This window comes from Dietzia maris (genome assembly GCF_036287335.1).
Classification (GTDB): domain Bacteria; phylum Actinomycetota; class Actinomycetes; order Mycobacteriales; family Mycobacteriaceae; genus Dietzia; species Dietzia cinnamea.
In genome coordinates, this window is sequence record NZ_CP143053.1 from 2,384,676 (window position 1) to 2,402,377 (window position 17,702).

Genomic DNA, 17,702 nt, shown 5'->3' on the forward strand with positions numbered 1-17,702 from the left:
CGACGACCATCCACATGCCCGAGGCGCGGAATGTTCGCCCGCGCACCCGCATGCTCACCTCCCCGGCCGTCGTCCCCGGCCCGCGTCCCACCACTAACCCGATTTTGGTGTAGCTACTGCGAAATCCCGGCCCTGATTTCGCAGTAGCTACAGCAAAGTTGGCGGACGGCGGGCGGGCTCAGCCCTCGAGCTGCTCGCCCAGCTCCATCCACCGCTCCTCGAGCGCGTCCTTTTCGGCCGAGACATCCTTGAGCTCGCGATCGAGGGCCGCCAGCTTCTCGGTGTCCATGGCACCCTCGGACACCGCCGCCATCTCGCGGTGGAGCTCGGCCTCGCGGGAGTCGAGCTTGCCCATCTGGCGCTCGATCTTGGACATCTCCTTGGTCAGCGCGCGCTCTTCGGCGGAGCTCAGCCCCGAGCCCGCGCCGACCGCACCGCCCGCGCTAGCCGAGCCGCCCGAGCCGGCCGCCGAACCGGAGCCGGAGCCCGCGCTGCCCGCACCGGTCGCCGAGCCGGAGCCGCCGCCGGAGCCCGACGCCGAACCCGCACCCGATCCGCTGGCGGCGGGCGAGGACGCGGAGCCAGCGGACAACTCGCGACCGACCTTCCCCGAGTCCCCCGCCGCCCCGGCGGCGCGCCGGCGCTCGAGGTACTCGTCGATCCCCCGCGGCAGGTTGGTCAGCCGGCCGTCGCCGAACAGCGCCCATACGGAGTCACAGATGCGCTCGACGAGGTAGCGGTCGTGGGAGATCACGACCATCGTGCCGGGCCAGCCGTCCAGCAGGTCCTCGAGCTGCCGCAGGGTGTCGATGTCGAGGTCGTTGGTGGGCTCGTCGAGCAGCAGCACGTTGGGCTCGTCCATGAGCACCCGCGTGAGCTGCAGCCGCCGCCGCTCCCCGCCGGACAGGTCACCGACGGGCGTGCGCTGGCGGGCGGGCGAGAAGCCGAGCCGCTCGGCGAGCTGCGACGCGGTGAGCTCGTCCCTGCCGAACGCCACGCGGGTGGCGACGTCCTCGATCGCCTCCAGCACGCGCTGGTCGAGCGGCAGGTCGTCGAGCTCCTGCTTGAGCCAGCCGATGCGAACGGTCTTGCCCTCCTTGCGCCGGCCGGCCGCCAGCGGAGCCGCCCCCGCGAGGGCGCGCAGCAGGGTGGTCTTGCCGGAGCCGTTGACGCCGACCAGGCCGATGCGCTCGCCGGGCGCGAGCCGCCAGGTGAGATCGTCGACGAGGGTCCGGCCGTCGGGGGCGTCGAGGCGCGCGTCCTCGAGCTCCACCACGACTTTGCCCAGCCGCCGCGCCGCGAAGCTCGACAGCTGTAGGGAGTCGCGCGGCGGCGGCACGTCCTTGATCAGCGCCTCGGCGGCCTCGATGCGGTAGCGGGGCTTGGAGGTGCGGGCGGGGGCGCCGCGGCGCAGCCAGGCGAGCTCCTTGCGCATGAGGTTCTGCCGCCGCGACTCGGTGGCGGCGGCCTGCCGGTCGCGCTCGGCGCGCGCGAAGACCCAGTCGTTGTAGCCGCCCTCGTACTGCTCGACGCGGCCGTCGACGACCTCCCAGGTGCGGGTGGCCACCGTGTCGAGGAACCACCGGTCGTGGGTGACGACGACGAGCGCGCTCGATCGCCCGACGAGGTGGTCCGCGAGCCACTGGACGCCCTCGACGTCGAGATGGTTGGTCGGCTCGTCGAGGACCAGCAGATCCAGGTCCTGCACGAGCGCCGCGGCCAGCGACACCCGCCGTCGCTCGCCGCCCGACAGGTCCGCGACGGGGGTCTCGAGCCCCAGGTCGTGGATGCCGATGCCGTCGAGGACCGCGCGGACGCGGGCGTCCCCCGCCCACTCGTGGACGGCCAGCCCGAGCCCGCCGACGACGGCCTCCCCCACCGTGTCGGCGGCGAGCTCGGTGCGCTGCGTGACCACGGCCATCCGCAGGCCCGAGACGCGGGAGACGCGCCCGGAGTCCGGTTCGGCGACGCCGGTGAGGATCTCCAGGAGGGTGGTCTTGCCGCCACCGTTGAGGCCGACGACGCCGATGCGGTCGCCGGCGTTGACGCCCAGGGAGACGTTGTCGAGGACCTGGCGGATGCCGAAGGAGATCGATCCCTGCTCGAGGTTGATGAGGTTGGTGGGGGCCATCTCTACTTTCCTGTGGGGTCGACGCAGGGGCCGGTGACGCCGGACGGGTCGTCGCTGATGATGTGGGCGCCGCCGACCGGGCCGCGGGTGACGCGTACCTCGCGGGCGACGCCGGACTCGCTGATCTCCGCGGCCACGGCGATCGCGTGGTCGCGGTCGGAGCAGAAGAACAGGCAGGTGGGACCGGAGCCGGAGACCATTCCGTGCAGGGCGCCGGCCTCCTGCCCGGTGCGCAGCGTCTTGCGCAGGGCGGGCCGCAGGGAGAGCGCGGCGGGTTCCAGGTCGTTGGCCAGCAGGGCGGCGACGGCGGTGGGGTCGTCGCCGGCGAGGGCCTCGACGAGCGACTCGACGCCGCCCGCACGCGGCACTGACCGCTCGGCGCGGAGCCGGTCGAGCTCGGCGAACACCGTCGGGGTGGACAGTCCGCCGTGGGCGAGTGCCACCACCACGTGCTGCTCGGCACGCGCGTGCAGCAGCGTCGCGAGCTTCTCGCCGCGCCCGGTTCCCAGCGCGGTCCCGCCGCGCACACAGAACGGCACGTCGCTGCCCAGCCGCGCGGCCCGCTCCTCCAGCGCCGCCCGGCCGAGTCCCAGACCGAGCAGCCGGTCCGTGGCCACCAGGGCGGCCGCGGCGTCCGCGCTCCCGCCGGCCATCCCGCCGGCCACGGGGACGCCCTTGTGTATCCGGATGGCGATCCGGGCGTCCGCCCCCGCCTCCTCGCGGAGCAGATCGACCGCCCGGGCGGCGAGATTGGTCCGGTCCGTGGGCACCTGCGGGGCCCCCGGCCCGGTGACGGTGATCTCGTCGTCGTCGGGTCCCGCACCGCGCGCCCCGGCGCCGGACGCGCCACCGCGTCCTGCGGCGCCCGGCCCCGGGCCGTCTCCGATGAACGACACGGTGACCCGCTCCCACATGTCCACGGCGCGATAGACGGTGAGCAGGTCGTGGAAGCCGTCTGGGCGGGCGTCGCCGACGCCCAGGTGGAGGTTGATCTTGGCGGGGGCGACGGCCGTCACGGCGCGCGCGCCGTCGGGGGTGAACACGTCGCGGGGCATGACCACCAGCCTACGGCTCGCGGTGCCCCGGCCCGATCCCGAGCCGCGCCGCCGCCGCCGCGACGCGCACGAAGTCGGCGGTGGTGAGCTGCTCGCCGCGGGCCCGCGGGTCGACCCCGGCCTCGGTGAGGGCGAGTTCGGCGTCCGCGCCGGAGCCCGCCCAGCCGGACAGCGCGGCGCGCAGGGTCTTGCGCCGCTGCGCGAACGCGGCGTCGACCACGGCGAACACCCGCCGGCGATGCTCGGCGCCCAGGTCCCACGGCGCCTCGGGGTACGCGTCGATGCGCACGAGGCCGGACTCGACGTTGGGCACGGGCCAGAAGACGTTGCGGCCCACCACTCCGGTGCGGCGGACGGTGCCGAAGAACCCGGCCTTGACGCTGGGCACCCCGTACACGCGGGAGCCGGGCGCGGCGGCCAGGCGGTCGGCCACCTCGAGCTGCACCATGACCAGCGCCGTGCGCAGGGTGGGCACCTCGGCGAGCAGGTGCAGGAGCACGGGCACCGACACGTTGTACGGCAGGTTCGCCACGAGCGCGGTGGGAGACGGCTCGCCCAGGTCGGCGGCGGACACGGCCAGGGCGTCGGCGCCCACGACGGTGAGCAGCTCGGCCAGCCGCGGCGCCCGCTCGGCCACCGTGCGCGGCAGCCGCGCGGCGAGGACCGGGTCGATTTCCACGGCCACCACGCGTCCGGCGGCGTCGAGCAACGGCAGCGTCAGCGACCCGAGGCCGGGGCCGACCTCGATCACGGTGTCGTCGCGGCCCACGCCCGACGCGGTGACGATCTTGCGGACCGTGTTGGCGTCGTGGACGAAGTTCTGCCCGAGCGTCTTGGTGGGCGTGACGCCCAGCTCGGCGGCGAGTGCGCGCACCTCCTGCGGACCGAGTGGCTCGGCCTCCCCGCGGAAGGTCGCGTCCGGACCGGTCAGCGCAGTCCCAGCTTCGCGGTGCAGGCGGGCCAGGCTCCCCAGCCCTGCGAGGCCTGGACCTTCTCGGCGATCGCGATCTGCTGCTCGCGCGTGGCGAGGTGGGCGCTCGGCGCGTACTGGCCGCCCCCGTGCCCGATCCACGTCTGCGGGTGGAACTGGAGGCCGCCGGAGAAGCCGTTGCCGGTGTTGATGGCCCAGTCGCCGCCGGACTCGCAGGCGGCGATCGAGTCCCACACGCCGCCGCGGGAGGACTCGGGCACGGCCGGGCGCGGCTTGGTGCCGACGCGCACGACCGCGGGGCGGGCCTCGGTGAGGACGTTCTCGGCGCTGCGCTCGCGCTGGGTCTCGACGCCGTTGACTCGGGTGACGGTGTAGTGCACCTCGCGCTCGCCGGGGGTGCCGGGCTCGGTGACGGTGCGCTCGCCCTCGAACGCCTCGGGGTCCTCGACGGTCTGCTCGGGCGCGTCGTAGGGCTCGACCGCGGTCTCGGTCGCCACGGCCACGCGGGTGATGGTGACGGCGGTGCCGGGCTCCGCGGGCGCGTCGGCGGGCGGGGAGACGGTGTCCTGCGGGCCGAGGGTGATGCCGGCGCGCTCGAGGAACTCCCCGACGGTGTCGCCCGGGGAGGCGAACGGGGTGGCCGGGCCGCCGTGGTCGGACAGGAGCAGCTCGCGCGGGGTCACCACGGAGACGGTCGCGCCGTCGAGCGGGACGTCGGTGTCGATGCGCGGGGTGACGTAGCTGCGCGGCGGGATGTCGCCGCGCTCGGAGACGAGGTCGGCCACGGTGGTGGCGGTGGTCCACACCTGCTCGCTGCGGCCGTCGACCTCGAGGGTGACGGGACGGGCGCGCAGGAGGGTGACCGTGTCACCGTCGCCGAGCCGGTCGTCGGGCGCGATCACGACGTCACGCTCGTCGACGCTGTAGCCGGCCTCCTCGAGGGCGGCGTGGACGTCGGAGCTGAAGGTGACGAGCTCGACGGGCGAGCCGTCGACCTCGAGGGTGTAGGTGGTGCGCTGGTCCAGCGCCGCGACACCGCCCACGACGAGGGTGGTGAGCATCCCGGCCACGGACAGCCGCAACATGGTGGAGCGGGATCCGTGGAGGCGGTGGATGGGGTCGAGCAGGCCCCGCGTCCCGTCGGGTCGGGCGCCCGTGGGGGTGTCGGTCCGTGCGTCGTCAGCCACTGGTCGGTTCTCTCCTCGTATCGCCCGTGAACGACCGTACGGCCGTCCGCGTTTCATCACGGTAGCGTAACGAGGCGGTGGAGCGTCGGCAACGCGCCACCCCCTGACGTGCATTGATGTGACGACGACGACAAGGTGTTCAGGTCACGTTTCGTTACACGGTCCCCGGGAGTCCCGTTCGTACCTCGAGTCACACGGGCCCCGCCGAGCGTACGGGTCAGAGGGTGAGGCCGAAGACGGCGCGGGCGGTGTCGGCGACCTCGGCGACGAACTCCTCCGGCGACTGCCCGCGGACCGCCGCGATCGCCCGGGCGGTGTACCCCACCAGACCGGGCTCGTTGCGTGCCCCCCGGAACGGCTCGGGGGCCATGTAGGGGGCGTCGGTCTCCACGAGCAGCTGCCCGGCGGGCGCCAGGCGGGCGGCCTCGCGCAGGTGCTCGTTGGCCTTGAACGTCACGTTGCCGGTGAAGGACAGCACGTACCCGCGCTCGAGTGCCTGCTCCGCGACGTCGAGCGGCGAGGAGAAGCAGTGGAGCATGACGTGCGGGATGCCGGAGTCCGGGCCGGCGACCTCGCCCAGGACGCGCATGAGGTCGGCGTCGGCCTCGCGGTTGTGGATCATCAGGCTCTTGCCCAGCTCGGCGGCCAGCCCGGCGTGCCAGCGCAGGGACTCCTCCTGCTCGGCTGGGTCCGCGCAGTCGTCCATCTTCCCCACCCAGTAGTGGTCGAGGCCGGTCTCCCCCACCGCCACGACGCGGGGGTGGGCGGCGAGCTCGCGCAGGCGCGCGCGGACCTGCTCGCCGCGCTCGGGGTCGGTGGCCTCGCGGGCGCGGGTGGGGTGCACGGCGACGGCGGCGTACACCCGATCGTCGGCCTCGGCGGCCGCCACGACGGCCTCGGACTCGGCGAGGTCGTCGCCGACGGTCACCATGGCGGCGACGCCGGCGAGCGCGGCCCGGTCGGCGGCCGCGCGCACCTCGTCGGCGGTGCGGTGCCCGCAGGAGTACAGATGCGTGTGCGCGTCGACGAGCCCGGGCAGCGCCTCGGGCAGGACAGGGGTCGGGCGGGACTTACGCTTACCCATGGCGGGCGCTCAGCCCTCCCCACCGTCGGTCGGGTGCTGGATGGGCGCCCAGGTCGGGCCGGTCTCGGCCAGCTCGGGATCGACCTTGGCGAACAGCGGGCTCGGTTTGGCCAGCGGCGTGCCGGGCGCGATATCGGTGCGTCCCCAGCGGGCCTGCTCGGCGGCGTAGTCGCCCATGATCACGGGATAGGTGCGGCCGGCGGCGGGCAGCCCCTCGCCGACGAGCTCGACCGGCATGTCGTCGGTGACCTCGTGGACCTCTGGCGCGGCGGCCCACACGCCCTGCCCGCCGATCGCGCCGTGGATCTGCTGCGCGGCGGACGGCAGGTACGGGGTGAGCAGGGTGTTGGCGTCGGAGACCACCTGCAGGGCGGTGTGCAGGACGGTGCCCAGGCGCTCGCGCTGCTCGGGCTCCTTGGCCAGCTTCCACGGCTCGGTGGCGGCGATGTAGCGGTTCGCCGCGCCCACGATCCGCATGGCCTCGGTGACGCCGGCCTTGAACCGGGAGCGCTCGAGGTGCGCGCCGACGGTCGCGAAAGCGGACTCGGCGTCGCGCAACAGCTCGGCGTCGAGGTCGGTGAGGGTGCCGGGCCGCGGGATCTCGCCGAAGTTCTTGTGCGCCATGGACACGGTGCGGTTGACGAGGTTGCCCCAGCCGCCCACGAGCTCGGCGTTGGTGCGGCGCACGTACTCGTCCCACGTGAAGTCGGTGTCCTGGTTCTCCGGCCCCGCCACGGCGATGAAGTAGCGCAGCGCGTCGGGGCCGAACTCGGCCAGGAAGTCCCGCACGTAGATCACGACGCCGCGCGAGGACGAGAACTTGGACCCGGACATCGTGAGGAACTCGCTCGAGACCACCTCGGTGGGCAGGTTGAGCGCGCCCAGCGCTCCCGGCTCGCCGCCGCGGGCGCCCCGGCCGTCGTAGCCGATGAGCTCGGCCGGCCAGATCTGGGAGTGGAAGGTGATGTTGTCCTTGCCCATGAAGTAGTGGGACACGGCCTCGGGGTCGGTCCACCACTTGCGCCACGCCTCGGGCTCGCCGGAGCGCCACGCCCACTCGATGGACGCGGACAGGTACCCCACCACGGCGTCGAACCACACGTAGAGCTTCTTGTCGCCGCGGTCGGCCCAGCCGTCCACGGGGATGGGGATGCCCCAGTCGATGTCGCGGCTCATCGCGCGGGGGCGCAGGTCCTCGAGCAGGTTGAGGGAGAACTTCAGGACGTTGGGCCGCCAGTCCTTTCGCCCCTTGAGCCAGTCCCCCAGCGAGTCGGCCAGCGCCGGCAGGTCGAGGAACCAGTGCTCGGTCTCGATGAACTTCGGCGTCTCGCCGTTGATACGCGAGCGCGGGTTCTTCAGATCCGCGGGATCGAGCTGGTTACCGCAGTTGTCGCACTGGTCGCCGCGCGCGCCGTCGTCGCCGCAGATCGGGCAGGTGCCCTCGATGTAGCGGTCCGGCAGGGTGCGCCCGGTCGACGGGCTCACCGCGCCGGTGGTGGTCTTGGCGACCATGTAGCCGTTGCGGTGCAGCCCGCGGAACAGCTCCTGCACCACCGCATAGTGGTTCCGCGTGGTGGTGCGGGTGAACAGGTCGTAGCTCAGGCCGAGCCCGGCCAGGTCGTCGACGATCACGCGGTTGTAGCGATCGGCGAGTTCCTGGACGGGCACGCCCTCCTTCTCGGCCTGCACGAGCAGCGGGGTGCCGTGCTCGTCGGTGCCCGAGACCATGAGGACGTCGTTGCCGGCCATGCGCTGGTAGCGCGAGAAGACGTCCGACGGCACCCCGAACCCCGAGACGTGTCCGATGTGTCGGGGGCCGTTCGCGTACGGCCATGCGACCGCGGTGAGGACTGTCTTCGCCATACCTACAGACTAGGTGGTGGTGGACCCGTCACCGGAGGTGGAGGTCCCCCCCGGCGGCGGGAGCCGCGCCGGATCCGGCGGAAGCGGCACCCGGGTCCGCGGCGGCGGCTGGAGCGGCGGTCGGCGCCGCGGCCTCCCGATCGGCCCGCAACAGCCGCTTGTCGCGGCGGCGGCGTTCCGATCTCGGCAGCAGGTAGACCTTCTCGGTGATGAACGGGTCGCTGGTCAGCGCCTTGACGATCGCGACGCACAGCGCGCCCAGCACCAGCACGAACGGGGACGCGGCGATGATCGTGAGGTTCTGCAGGCTGTTGAGCGCGGTCTCCGGCTCACCCTCCCGCAGGCCGGGCAGCAGCATGAGGATCGCGACGGCGGCGGTGAGCCCGCCCCACAGCACGACCAGCCACCGCTTGGGCTCCTCCGCGCCGTTCTCGGACATGCCGGCCATGACGATCGAGGCCGAGTCGGCGCCGGTGATGAAGAAGATCGAGATGAGGACGATCGCGACGAACGACAGGATGGTCGTGAACGGCAGTTCGCCGAACAGGGCGAACAGCTGCAGGGTCGAGTCGCCGTCGCCGTAGATGCTGCGCCCGCTGAGCTCGAGGTCCAGGGCGGCGCCGCCGAAGATGGAGAACCACAGGATGCTCAGCACGCTGGGCACGATCATCACGCCGATCACGAACTCGCGGATCGTGCGGCCGCGCGAGATGCGGGCCAGGAACATGCCGACGAAGGGCGACCAGGAGATCCACCACGCCCAGTAGAAGACCGTCCAGCCGGACAGCCACTCACCGGCCGTGCCGTCGACGCTCGCGCCGGTGCGCGAGGCCATGTCGAAGAAGGTGCCGATGTACCCGCCCAGCGAGGTGGGAACGAGGTCGAGCATGAACACCGCGGAGCCCGAGGCCACCAGGACGAAGAGCGCCAGGGCCACGGCGAGGACCATGTTGGTGTTGGACAGGAACTGGATGCCGCGGTCGATGCCGGAGACCGCCGAGGCCACGAAGCACAGGCCCAGGACGATGATGATGCCCACGGCGACGGCCGCGCTCTCGGCGGAGACGGTGCCGGTCTCGGCCAGACCCGCGCGGATCTGCAGCGCACCCAGACCCAGGGAGGCCGCGGTGCCGAAGACGGTGGCGAAGATCGCCAGGATGTCGAGGACTTTTCCCTGCCAGCCCAGCGCGCGCTTCGGCCCGATCAGCGGGACGAAGGCGCTGGAGATGAGGTGCCGCCCGCCGTAGCGGTAGGCGGTGAGCGCCAGGGCCAGCCCGACCACCGCGTACACCGCCCACGCGTGGGCGGTCCAGTGGAAGGTGGTGGTGGCCATCGCGGTGGTCACGCCGGGGCGGGCGCCGGGCGGGGTGTCGATGTAGTGGCTCAGCGGCTCGGACACGCCGTAGAACATCAGGCCGATGCCCATGCCGGCGGCGAACATCATCGAGATCCAGCTGGTGGTGCGGAACTGCGGCCGCTCGGCGTCACCGCCCAGGCGCACGTTGCCGTACTTGCTGAGCGCCAGCCAGAGCACGAATGCCACGAATATGGTCGCCGCGCCCACGAACAGCCAGTCCACGCTGCGGGCGGTCCAGTCGAACGCGGCGGTGGCCGCCGCCTGGAAGGAGTCCGTGAAGCCCAGGCCCCAGACGAGCACCGCGCCGACCAGGACGAGCGCGGGGACGAACACGCCCAGGCTGAGGCCCCGCGGGAACACGGCGTCGCCGGCCACGGGGGGATCGGAGGGCGGAGGAGATGGAGTCTTCTCGTCGTTGGTGGTCACCCTGACAGGCCTAGCACGGATCTGACCCGAGGGAGGGTTAAACTCCCTTTCACCCGGCCCCCGGCTCCACCTCGCCGCGGGCGATCTGCCAGGTTGGACGGGTGCACACGTGGGCGGAGATGCCGCCGGATCCGCTCAGAGTCCTGAACGCCTGCGCGCGCCGTGCCGAGCGCGAGGGCCTGCCGCCACCGGCCGCGTTCCTCGGGGACTGGCTGGGCGCGGCCGCGGTGATCGCCCCGTCGGCAAGACTGGCTCCTGTCGCCCCGGCCGACGCGTTCGGGACCGATGCCCTCGTCGTCGTCGACCCCGACACCACCCCCCGCGCCGACGGTTCCCCCGGCACCGACGCCGACCCCGGCCTCACGTTGGGCTTCCGCTCCTACCCCGACGTCCCCGCCGGCGCCCGGCGACTCCTGCCCGAGGCGGTCTCCGGGCGCGCCGACGGGGTGCTCGTCCTGGGCCGCGACGGCCGGTGGACCGCGCGGGGCACGGTCCCCGACGCGCGCGAGCTCGCCCCCGGACCGGGGGGAGGGGGCGACGACGACGAGGTCCCCACCCTCGACTGGGACGCACCGGATCGGGAGGCGCACCGGGCGTCGGTCACGGCTTGCCTCGAGGCGATCAGGGCCGGCGAGATCTACCAGGCCTGCCTGTCCACGCGGCTGGACGGCCGCCTGCACGGCGAGCCGATCGCGCTGTTCAGCGCCCTGTGGCGGCGGACGCGGGCCCGGCGGGCGGCGTACCTGGCCGGCGAGTGGGGCGCGGTCGTCTCGCTGTCGCCGGAGACGTACCTGACCCGCCGCGGACGCGACGTGCGCTCGGCGCCCATCAAGGGCACCCTGCCGCTGGACGCCGATCCGGCCCTGCTGCGCGCGTCCACCAAGGACGTCGCGGAGAACATCATGATCGTCGACCTCGTCCGCCACGACCTCGGACGGACCGCGGACCTCGGGACCGTGACCGTGCCCGAACTGCTCGCCGTGCACCCCGCGCCCGGCGTGTGGCACCTCGTGTCCACCGTCGCCGCGCGCACCGGCGTGCCCCACGACGAGCTGGTGGAGACGACGTTCCCGCCCGCCTCGGTCACCGGCACGCCCAAACTCCGGGCGCGCGAGCTCATCTCCGGGTGGGAGTCGCGCGCCCGCGGCCTGCACTGCGGCGCGATCGGCCTGGCCGGGCCCGGCGTGCTCGACCTGTCGGTGGCCATCCGCACCCTCGAGATCGGCCCCGACGGGCGCTGCGAGTTCGGGGTGGGCGGCGGCATCACGATCGACTCCGACCCCGACGCCGAGTGGGACGAGTGCGTGCACAAGGCCGCCTTCACGTGGGGCGGCGGCGACGCGCCCTGGGTGGGCTGAGCGGAGGGCGCCAGGCGGGGGGAGCGGCGGGTCGGGCCCGTCAGCCGCGCGCGTCGAGGACGGCCTGGTACAGCTCCCGCTTGGTCACCGCCGACCCCTCCGACACCGCCGCGCACGCGTCCTTGAGCCGCTCCCCCGCCTCGACCCGCTCCTCGACGATCTCCACGAGGTCCTCGAGCGTCGCGGCGGAGTCGGCCGCGTCCGCCCCGGCCACCACCACGACGATCTCCCCCAGGACACCGGGCGCCGTGCGCTCGGCGAGCTCGCCGAGCGTGCCGCGCAGGACCTCCTCGTACGTCTTGGTCAGCTCGCGACACACCGCCGCCCGGCGGTCCGCGCCGAGCACCTGCGCGGCCTCGGCGAGGGTGTCGGCCAGCCGGTGCGGGGACTCGAAGAACACGCACGTGCGCTCCTCCGCCGCCAGCCGCGCCAACCAGGTCCGGCGGCGGCCGGCCCGCCGCGGCGGGAACCCGTCGAAGCAGAAGCGGTCGACCGGCAGGCCGCTGAGCACCAGCGCGGTGGTCACCGCCGACGGCCCCGGCAGGCACGTCACCGGAAGGCCCGCCTCGATGCACGCCACCACCAGCGAATACCCGGGATCCGACACCGCCGGCATGCCCGCGTCGGTCACCACGGCCACGGTGTCGCCCGCGCGCACGCGGTCGATCAGCTGGGGCACGCGGCCCGCCTCGTTGTGCTCGAAGAAGCTCATCACCCGGCCGCGGATGGTGACCTCCAGGGCCGTCGCGAGCGACCGCAGCCGCCGGGTGTCCTCCGCGGCGACGATGTCCGCCGTGGCCAGCACGTCGCGCAGGCGATCCGAGGCGTCACCCGGGTTCCCGATGGGGGTGGCCGCCAACACGACACGTCCGGACGTCATGCCGACCACCCTATCCGCCGGGTGAGGCGTGTCCCCTGGCGGCGCGGGGGCCACACTATGCTCGGCTCGTGACCTCGACCCCCGGCGTGCGGTCCCCCGGACGTCCGCTGCCCGCCCCCGACACCGGCCCGGTCGACACGGCCCGCGACTGGATCGTCACCGGCGTCATCCTGGTCCTGGCGTTCGTCTCGCGGTTCTGGGGACTGGCCTCGGCAACCGACAAGGGCACCCCGGTCTTCGACGAGAAGCACTACGCGCCGCAGTCGTACGACATCGCCCGGCTGGGCATCGAGGAGAACCCCGCCTACGGCCTCGTCGTCCACCCGCCCGTCGCCAAGCAGATCCAGTCCCTCGGCGGGCTGCTCTTCGACTACACCCCCATGGGCTGGCGGTTCACCGCCGCGCTGGCGGGGGTGCTCGTGGTGCTCATGGTCATGCGCATCACCCGGCGGCTGACCCGCTCCACCCAGCTCGGGTTCGTCGCCGGCCTGCTGCTGTGCCTGGACGGCGTCACCTTCGTGACCTCCCGCATCGGCATGCTGGACATCTACCAGGTGCTCTTCGTCGTGGCCGCCGCCGGCGCACTGCTGGTGGACCGCGACCAGATGCGCGGTCGCATGCACCGCGCCGCCGTCGAGGGCCGGCTCCACCTGTCCGAGCTCGGCCCCCGCCTGGGGTTCCGCTGGTGGCGTTTCACCGCCGGCGTGATGCTCGGCCTCGCGCTCGGCGTGAAGTGGTCCGGCCTGTACTTCATCGCCTTCTTCGGCCTCATGACCGTCGCCTGGGACTGGGCCCTGCGCAGCCGCTACGGGATCCACCGCCCGCTCGCCGGCGCGCTGGTGCGCGACGCGGTGCCCGCCTTCCTCACCCTGGTGATCTGGCCCGCGCTACTGCACCTGTTCACGTGGCTCCCGTGGTTCGCGGGCGAGAACTCCGTGTACCGGCACGCCGTCCCCGAGAAGGTCGCCGACACCTGGCTACCCGACGCGCTGCAGTCGTGGCTGTACTACCAGTCGTCGGTCCTGGACTTCCACTCCTCGCTGACCACGTCCGCCGGCAACCGGCACCCCTGGGAGTCCAAGCCGTGGACCTGGCCCATGAGCCTCCGGCCGATGCTCTACTACGTCGAGCAGGGCGAGGACGTGGTCGGGTGCGGTGAGACCACGTGCGTCCGCGCGATCATGCTGATCGGTACTCCCGCGATCTGGTGGCTGGCGATCCCTGTGCTGGCGTGGGCGTTCTGGCGCGCGGTCGTCTCCCGCGACGGGCGCTACGCCTTCCCGTTGGTCGGCTACATGGCCGGGTATCTGCCCTGGTTCTTCCAGCACGACCGGCAGATGTACTTCTTCTACGCCTCCGTCATGGTGCCGTTCTTCGTCATGCTCATCGCGCTCGCGCTCGGTGAGATCGCCGGCAGCGCCACCGACTCCCGCCAGCGGCAGCTCATCGGGCGCGGGATCGTGAGCGTGTACCTCGCGCTGGTGATCGTGAACTTCATCTACATGTTGCCGATCCTCGCGGGGCTGCCGATCACGCAGACCGAATGGAATCTCCAGCTCTGGTTGCCGTCCTGGCGCTGACCGGCCGCCTCGGCCCGCCCAGGCCGTCCTGAGCAGCGGCTGTGCATCGCGCCCGGGCCCCCATTTCGTGGTGACGGGCCGGGTGGGCCGTCAGTAGCGTCGCGGGAGTGAACGAGCTACCCATTCCCTTCGCCGATCTCCCGATGAGCGACGTGACCCAGCAGTGGCTGGTCGAGAAACCGGTCACGATCGCCATCTACATCGTGCTGGCCCTGGTGGTGCGCTTGCTGCTGCACCGCGGCATCGACCGGGTCACCGCCCCCTCCCGAGACGGGTCGGTCTCCGCGTGGCGGCGACGCCGTCAGGAGAGGGCCGACCGGCGCGACGACGAGGCCGGGTCGGCGCACGACCCGGACGGCCACGACGGTGAGGTCAGCGCGGACGAGAGCGGTGGCCTCACCGCCGCGAGGCTGAAAAGGCACGACCGCCGCCGCGACGCCGAGCACGTCCGGGCCGAGCAGCGCCGTGCGCAGCGGCGGGCCCAGCGGATGGCCACCATCGGCTCGGTACTCAAGTCGCTCGTGTCGTTCGTCGTCCTGGTCTGGGTGGTCCTGCAGACCCTGGCGATCCTCGGCGTCAACGTCGCGCCGTTCATCGCCTCCGCGGGGATCGTGGGCGTCGCCCTCGGCTTCGGCGCCCAGACCCTCGTCCGCGACTTCCTGTCCGGACTGTTCATGCTCTTCGAGGACCAGTACGGCGTCGGCGACTGGGTGGACCTCGGCGAGGCCGAGGGCACCGTCGAGCACGTCGGCCTGCGCATCACCTCGCTGCGCGACCTGCACGGAACGCTGTGGTACTGCCGCAACGGCGACATCGCCCGCGTCGGCAACTACAGCCAGGACTTCGGCGTGGCGTTCCTCGAGATCCCCGTGTCCTACACCGCCGACGTCGACCGGGCGTGCACCGTGGCGATCGAGACCGCCAAGCAGGCGGCGGCCGAGGAGCCCATCGCCTCGAACCTCATCTCGGGGCCGGAGCTGCAGGGCGTCAACGCACTGGACGCGGATTTCTGGTCGCTGCGGATGACCGCCGTGACGCAGGCCAACGCGCAGTGGGCCACCGAGCGGGAGCTGCGCCGCCGGATCCGCAACGCCTTCGACGAGGCCGGGATCGACGCGCCCTACCCCGAGGGCCTGCCGGTCTCGGCGATGCGGGCGATGGCGGCCGAGTGAGCACCCGGCCGGCGTCAGCCGCCCAGCACCCTGTCGGTACTGAACCTCCCGGCGCCCACGGCGGCGATGAGCAGCGCCCCCACGCCGAGCGCCACGACGAGCTCCCAGCCGTTCTGCGTGACGAACGGCCCGTGCGTGGCGTGGACGAAGTACAGGGCGCCGGCCATGTCCACGCCGAGGAGGATCCCCGCGAGCGGGGTGAGCAGGCCGGCGACGAGTGCGACCCCGGCCACGAGTTCGACCCCGGCGACGATCGCCGCGGTGATCTCCGGCTGCGGGATGCCGTAGCCCGCGAACTGCTCCCCCACCCGCGCCAACCCGAGCGTGAAGAACTTCTGCCACCCGTGCGCGACGAACACCACGCCGATGCCCACGCGGGCCAGCAGGATGGCGGCGTCGCGGAGGGTCTCCATCCCCCTCACGGGAGGATGCCCTGTCCGACCTTGGTGATCCGGCGGTTGAGCAGCGTCATCGCCAGGTTGTACAGCGGTGGGGCGAACCGCTGGGCCGCGAACCCCACGCGGACGTCCGGCGAGGTGTAGACGATGTAGCGGCCCCTGCGCACCCCCTCGAGCATCTTCTCGGCCGCCTCGTCCGGGGTGACCGCGTGACGCCGGAACTGGTCCACGGTCCTGGCGACCTCAGGGGTGGAGCGGTCGACGCCCGCGATCTCGATGGTCTCGACCAGCGGGGTGTCGACGCCGCCGGGGCAGACCAGGTGCACCCCGATGTCGTAGGGCGCCAGGTCGAAGCGCAGTACCTCGGCGATCCCGCGGATGCCGAATTTGGCGGCGCTGTAGGCGGCGTGCCACGGCAGTCCGAGTAGTCCGGCGGCCGAGGAGACCAGGGCGAGGGCCGAGGGCTTGCCGGCCGTCATCATGGCCGGCACGAACGCCTCCACCACGTGGACGGTGCCCATGAGGTTGACCTCGACCATCGACCGCCACACCCGGTGCTCGAGCAGGTCGGGCCGTCCCCATGCCGAGTTGCCCGCGACGTGGAAGACCGCGTCGGGGGCCCCGTGCGCGGCGATGACGCGCTCGCCGAAACCGAGGACGGCGTCGTGGTCGGTGATGTCGAGCGCCTCGGCGGCCAGGACGGGCGCATCCGCGTCGCGGCAAGCCTGCTCGACCGAGGCCAGTCCGTCGGCGTCGCGGTCGGTGAGGACGAGCCTGGCTCCCTCACGGGCGAGTCGGATCGCCGTCGACCGGCCGATCCCGCTGGCCGCGCCCGTCACCACGCAGACCTTGCCTCTGTACTCCCTGATGCGTCGCCTCGACATCTGCTCCCCTGTCCCGGCCCGCGTCGTCGGCAGCGGACCGCCTGATGTGCCAACCGTAGCGGGCCGCGGGTGCCGTCGAGGCGGTGTCGGTCGGGCGCGTCCCCTCTCTCAGCCCTCCTCTCCAACCTGCTCTCTCAGACCTGCGGCGTGAGCTTGGTCGCCTGGAGCGTGTCGTGGCCCCCGCGCGGCGGGATCGGCGGCACGTACTCGCGCAGCACGCATCGGCTCCCGCTGTAGATGGTGGCCATGCACCGGTTGCAGTGGACACACAGCGAGCGGCGACGCTCGTCCTCCCTGAGCTTGTTGGGGAAGTCGGGCTCGCGCAGCAGAGCGCGGCCCATGGCGACGAACTCGAAGCCCGCGTTCATCGCCTTGTCGATGGACGGGCGGTCGACGATGCCGCCGAGCAGCATCATCGGCAGGTCGACGGCCTCGCGAATCTGGCGGGCGTCGTCGAACATGTACGCGTCGGTGTAGGGGTACTCCTTGAACATCTTCGGTCCGACGACCTTCATGCCCATCTTGATCACGGGGGGCTGGGTGGCGGCGAACTCCTCCAGCGGCGCGTCGCCCTTGAACAGGTAGATGGGATTGAGCAGGGAGCTGCCGACGGTCATCACCAGCGCGTCGGCCGAGCCGTCCTGCTCCAGCCACCGGGCGACCTGCCGCGCCTCGTCGATCCAGAAGCCACCGGGCACGCCGTCGTCCATGTTGAGCTTCATCGTGACGGCGATCTTGTCGCCCATGGCGTCACGGATGGCGCGGCCGATACGGCGGGCGAAGCGGGCGCGGTTCTCCAGCGACCCGCCGTACTCGTCCTTGCGGCGGTTGAGCCGCGGGCTGAGGAACTCGCTGACGAGGTAGTTGTGACCGAAGTGCACCTCGATGGCGTCGAAACCGGCCTCGTACGCACCGCGCGCTGCACGGACGTGGTCCTCGACGATCCGGTCGATGTCAGCCGGGGTGCACGCCTTGGTGATGGCCAGGCCGGTGGGCGCCGGGATGCGCGACGGACCGAGCGGGGTCATCCCGTTGGAGGCACCGTTGGCCACCGCGCCGGCGTGGCCGACCTGGGCGGAGATCGCTGCACCCTCGTTGTGGACCGAGTCGGTGAGCTTGCGCAGCATCCCGCCGTCGTCCATGCCCCAGTGGTACTGGTGCTTGTCGGTGCGGCCCTCGGGGGACGTCGCGAGGTACGCCACGGTCGTCATCCCGACCCCGCCGCGGGCGTACTCGGTGTGGAACTCGATGAGCTCGTCGGTGATCCGCCCACGTGGACACCGGCCCTCGAAGGTGGCGGCCTTGACGATGCGGTTCCGCAGCGTCACGTTGCCGATGCTGCCGGGGCTGAAGACGTCGGGGGCGGGTGTTCCGGGCGCGAGAGTCATGCGCAGAC

14 protein-coding genes are annotated in these 17,702 nt (G+C 72.6%); 3 read left to right on the plus strand and 11 right to left on the minus strand.

Annotated features, from left to right (window positions below; genetic code table 11):
- Nucleotides 1–178 precede the first annotated feature (178 nt).
- The 7 genes from VYL96_RS10950 to VYL96_RS10980 form a co-directional block, all read right to left on the minus strand.
- Nucleotides 179–2,131, minus strand: a complete 1,953-nt coding sequence (locus tag VYL96_RS10950; protein ID WP_131886508.1) for an ABC-F family ATP-binding cassette domain-containing protein — start codon at nucleotides 2,129–2,131, stop codon at nucleotides 179–181.
- A gap of 2 nt (nucleotides 2,132–2,133) precedes the next feature.
- A complete protein-coding gene (locus tag VYL96_RS10955) occupies nucleotides 2,134–3,186 on the minus strand; it encodes a 4-(cytidine 5'-diphospho)-2-C-methyl-D-erythritol kinase (RefSeq protein WP_131886507.1) in 1,053 nt (350 codons plus the stop codon).
- 10 nt (nucleotides 3,187–3,196) lie between these two features.
- Nucleotides 3,197–4,117: a 16S rRNA (adenine(1518)-N(6)/adenine(1519)-N(6))-dimethyltransferase RsmA gene (rsmA, locus tag VYL96_RS10960; RefSeq protein WP_061913923.1), complete on the minus strand. Its 921-nt coding sequence runs from the start codon at nucleotides 4,115–4,117 to the stop codon at nucleotides 3,197–3,199.
- Nucleotides 4,114–5,304, minus strand: a complete 1,191-nt coding sequence (locus tag VYL96_RS10965) for a resuscitation-promoting factor (protein WP_131886506.1) — start codon at nucleotides 5,302–5,304, stop codon at nucleotides 4,114–4,116. The genes rsmA and VYL96_RS10965 overlap by 4 nt, the downstream gene beginning before the upstream one ends.
- Nucleotides 5,305–5,521: 217 nt before the next feature.
- On the minus strand, nucleotides 5,522–6,388 hold the full coding sequence (locus tag VYL96_RS10970) for a TatD family hydrolase (RefSeq protein WP_131886505.1): 867 nt from the start codon (nucleotides 6,386–6,388) through the stop codon (nucleotides 5,522–5,524).
- A 9-nt stretch (nucleotides 6,389–6,397) separates the two neighbouring features.
- A complete protein-coding gene (gene metG, locus VYL96_RS10975) occupies nucleotides 6,398–8,251 on the minus strand; it encodes a methionine--tRNA ligase (RefSeq protein ID WP_131886504.1) in 1,854 nt (617 codons plus the stop codon).
- 28 nt (nucleotides 8,252–8,279) lie between these two features.
- Complete coding sequence (locus VYL96_RS10980; RefSeq protein ID WP_131886514.1) at nucleotides 8,280–9,983, minus strand: BCCT family transporter; 1,704 nt, start codon at nucleotides 9,981–9,983, stop codon at nucleotides 8,280–8,282.
- Between the two features lie 152 nt (nucleotides 9,984–10,135).
- On the opposite strand from VYL96_RS10980, the gene VYL96_RS10985 reads away from it, so the two are divergent.
- Complete coding sequence (locus VYL96_RS10985) at nucleotides 10,136–11,392, plus strand: aminodeoxychorismate synthase component I (protein ID WP_131886503.1); 1,257 nt, start codon at nucleotides 10,136–10,138, stop codon at nucleotides 11,390–11,392.
- Nucleotides 11,393–11,432: 40 nt separating this feature from the next.
- Here the strand turns inward: VYL96_RS10985 and rsmI are convergent, their stop codons facing one another.
- Nucleotides 11,433–12,272, minus strand: a complete 840-nt coding sequence (gene rsmI / locus VYL96_RS10990; protein ID WP_070721021.1) for a 16S rRNA (cytidine(1402)-2'-O)-methyltransferase — start codon at nucleotides 12,270–12,272, stop codon at nucleotides 11,433–11,435.
- Between the two features lie 68 nt (nucleotides 12,273–12,340).
- On the opposite strand from rsmI, the gene VYL96_RS10995 reads away from it, so the two are divergent.
- Nucleotides 12,341–13,852 carry a dolichyl-phosphate-mannose--protein mannosyltransferase gene (locus tag VYL96_RS10995; protein ID WP_131886502.1) on the plus strand — a complete coding sequence of 504 codons (1,512 nt, stop codon included), beginning with the start codon at nucleotides 12,341–12,343 and terminating at the stop codon, nucleotides 13,850–13,852.
- A 143-nt stretch (nucleotides 13,853–13,995) separates the two neighbouring features.
- Nucleotides 13,996–15,024 (plus strand): mechanosensitive ion channel family protein, encoded by a 1,029-nt coding sequence (locus VYL96_RS11000; RefSeq protein WP_165928536.1) that lies wholly within the window; start codon nucleotides 13,996–13,998, stop codon nucleotides 15,022–15,024.
- Between the two features lie 14 nt (nucleotides 15,025–15,038).
- Here VYL96_RS11000 and VYL96_RS11005 read toward each other — a convergent pair whose 3' ends face one another.
- From VYL96_RS11005 to VYL96_RS11015, 3 genes are all read right to left on the minus strand, one after another.
- Nucleotides 15,039–15,437, minus strand: coding sequence for a DoxX family protein (locus tag VYL96_RS11005; protein WP_131886500.1), 399 nt, complete (start codon nucleotides 15,435–15,437; stop codon nucleotides 15,039–15,041).
- A gap of 5 nt (nucleotides 15,438–15,442) precedes the next feature.
- On the minus strand, nucleotides 15,443–16,306 hold the full coding sequence (locus tag VYL96_RS11010; protein WP_131886499.1) for an SDR family oxidoreductase: 864 nt from the start codon (nucleotides 16,304–16,306) through the stop codon (nucleotides 15,443–15,445).
- A 134-nt stretch (nucleotides 16,307–16,440) separates the two neighbouring features.
- Nucleotides 16,441–17,694, minus strand: a complete 1,254-nt coding sequence (locus VYL96_RS11015; RefSeq protein WP_131886498.1) for an NADH:flavin oxidoreductase — start codon at nucleotides 17,692–17,694, stop codon at nucleotides 16,441–16,443.
- Between the last annotated feature and the right edge of the window lie 8 nt (nucleotides 17,695–17,702).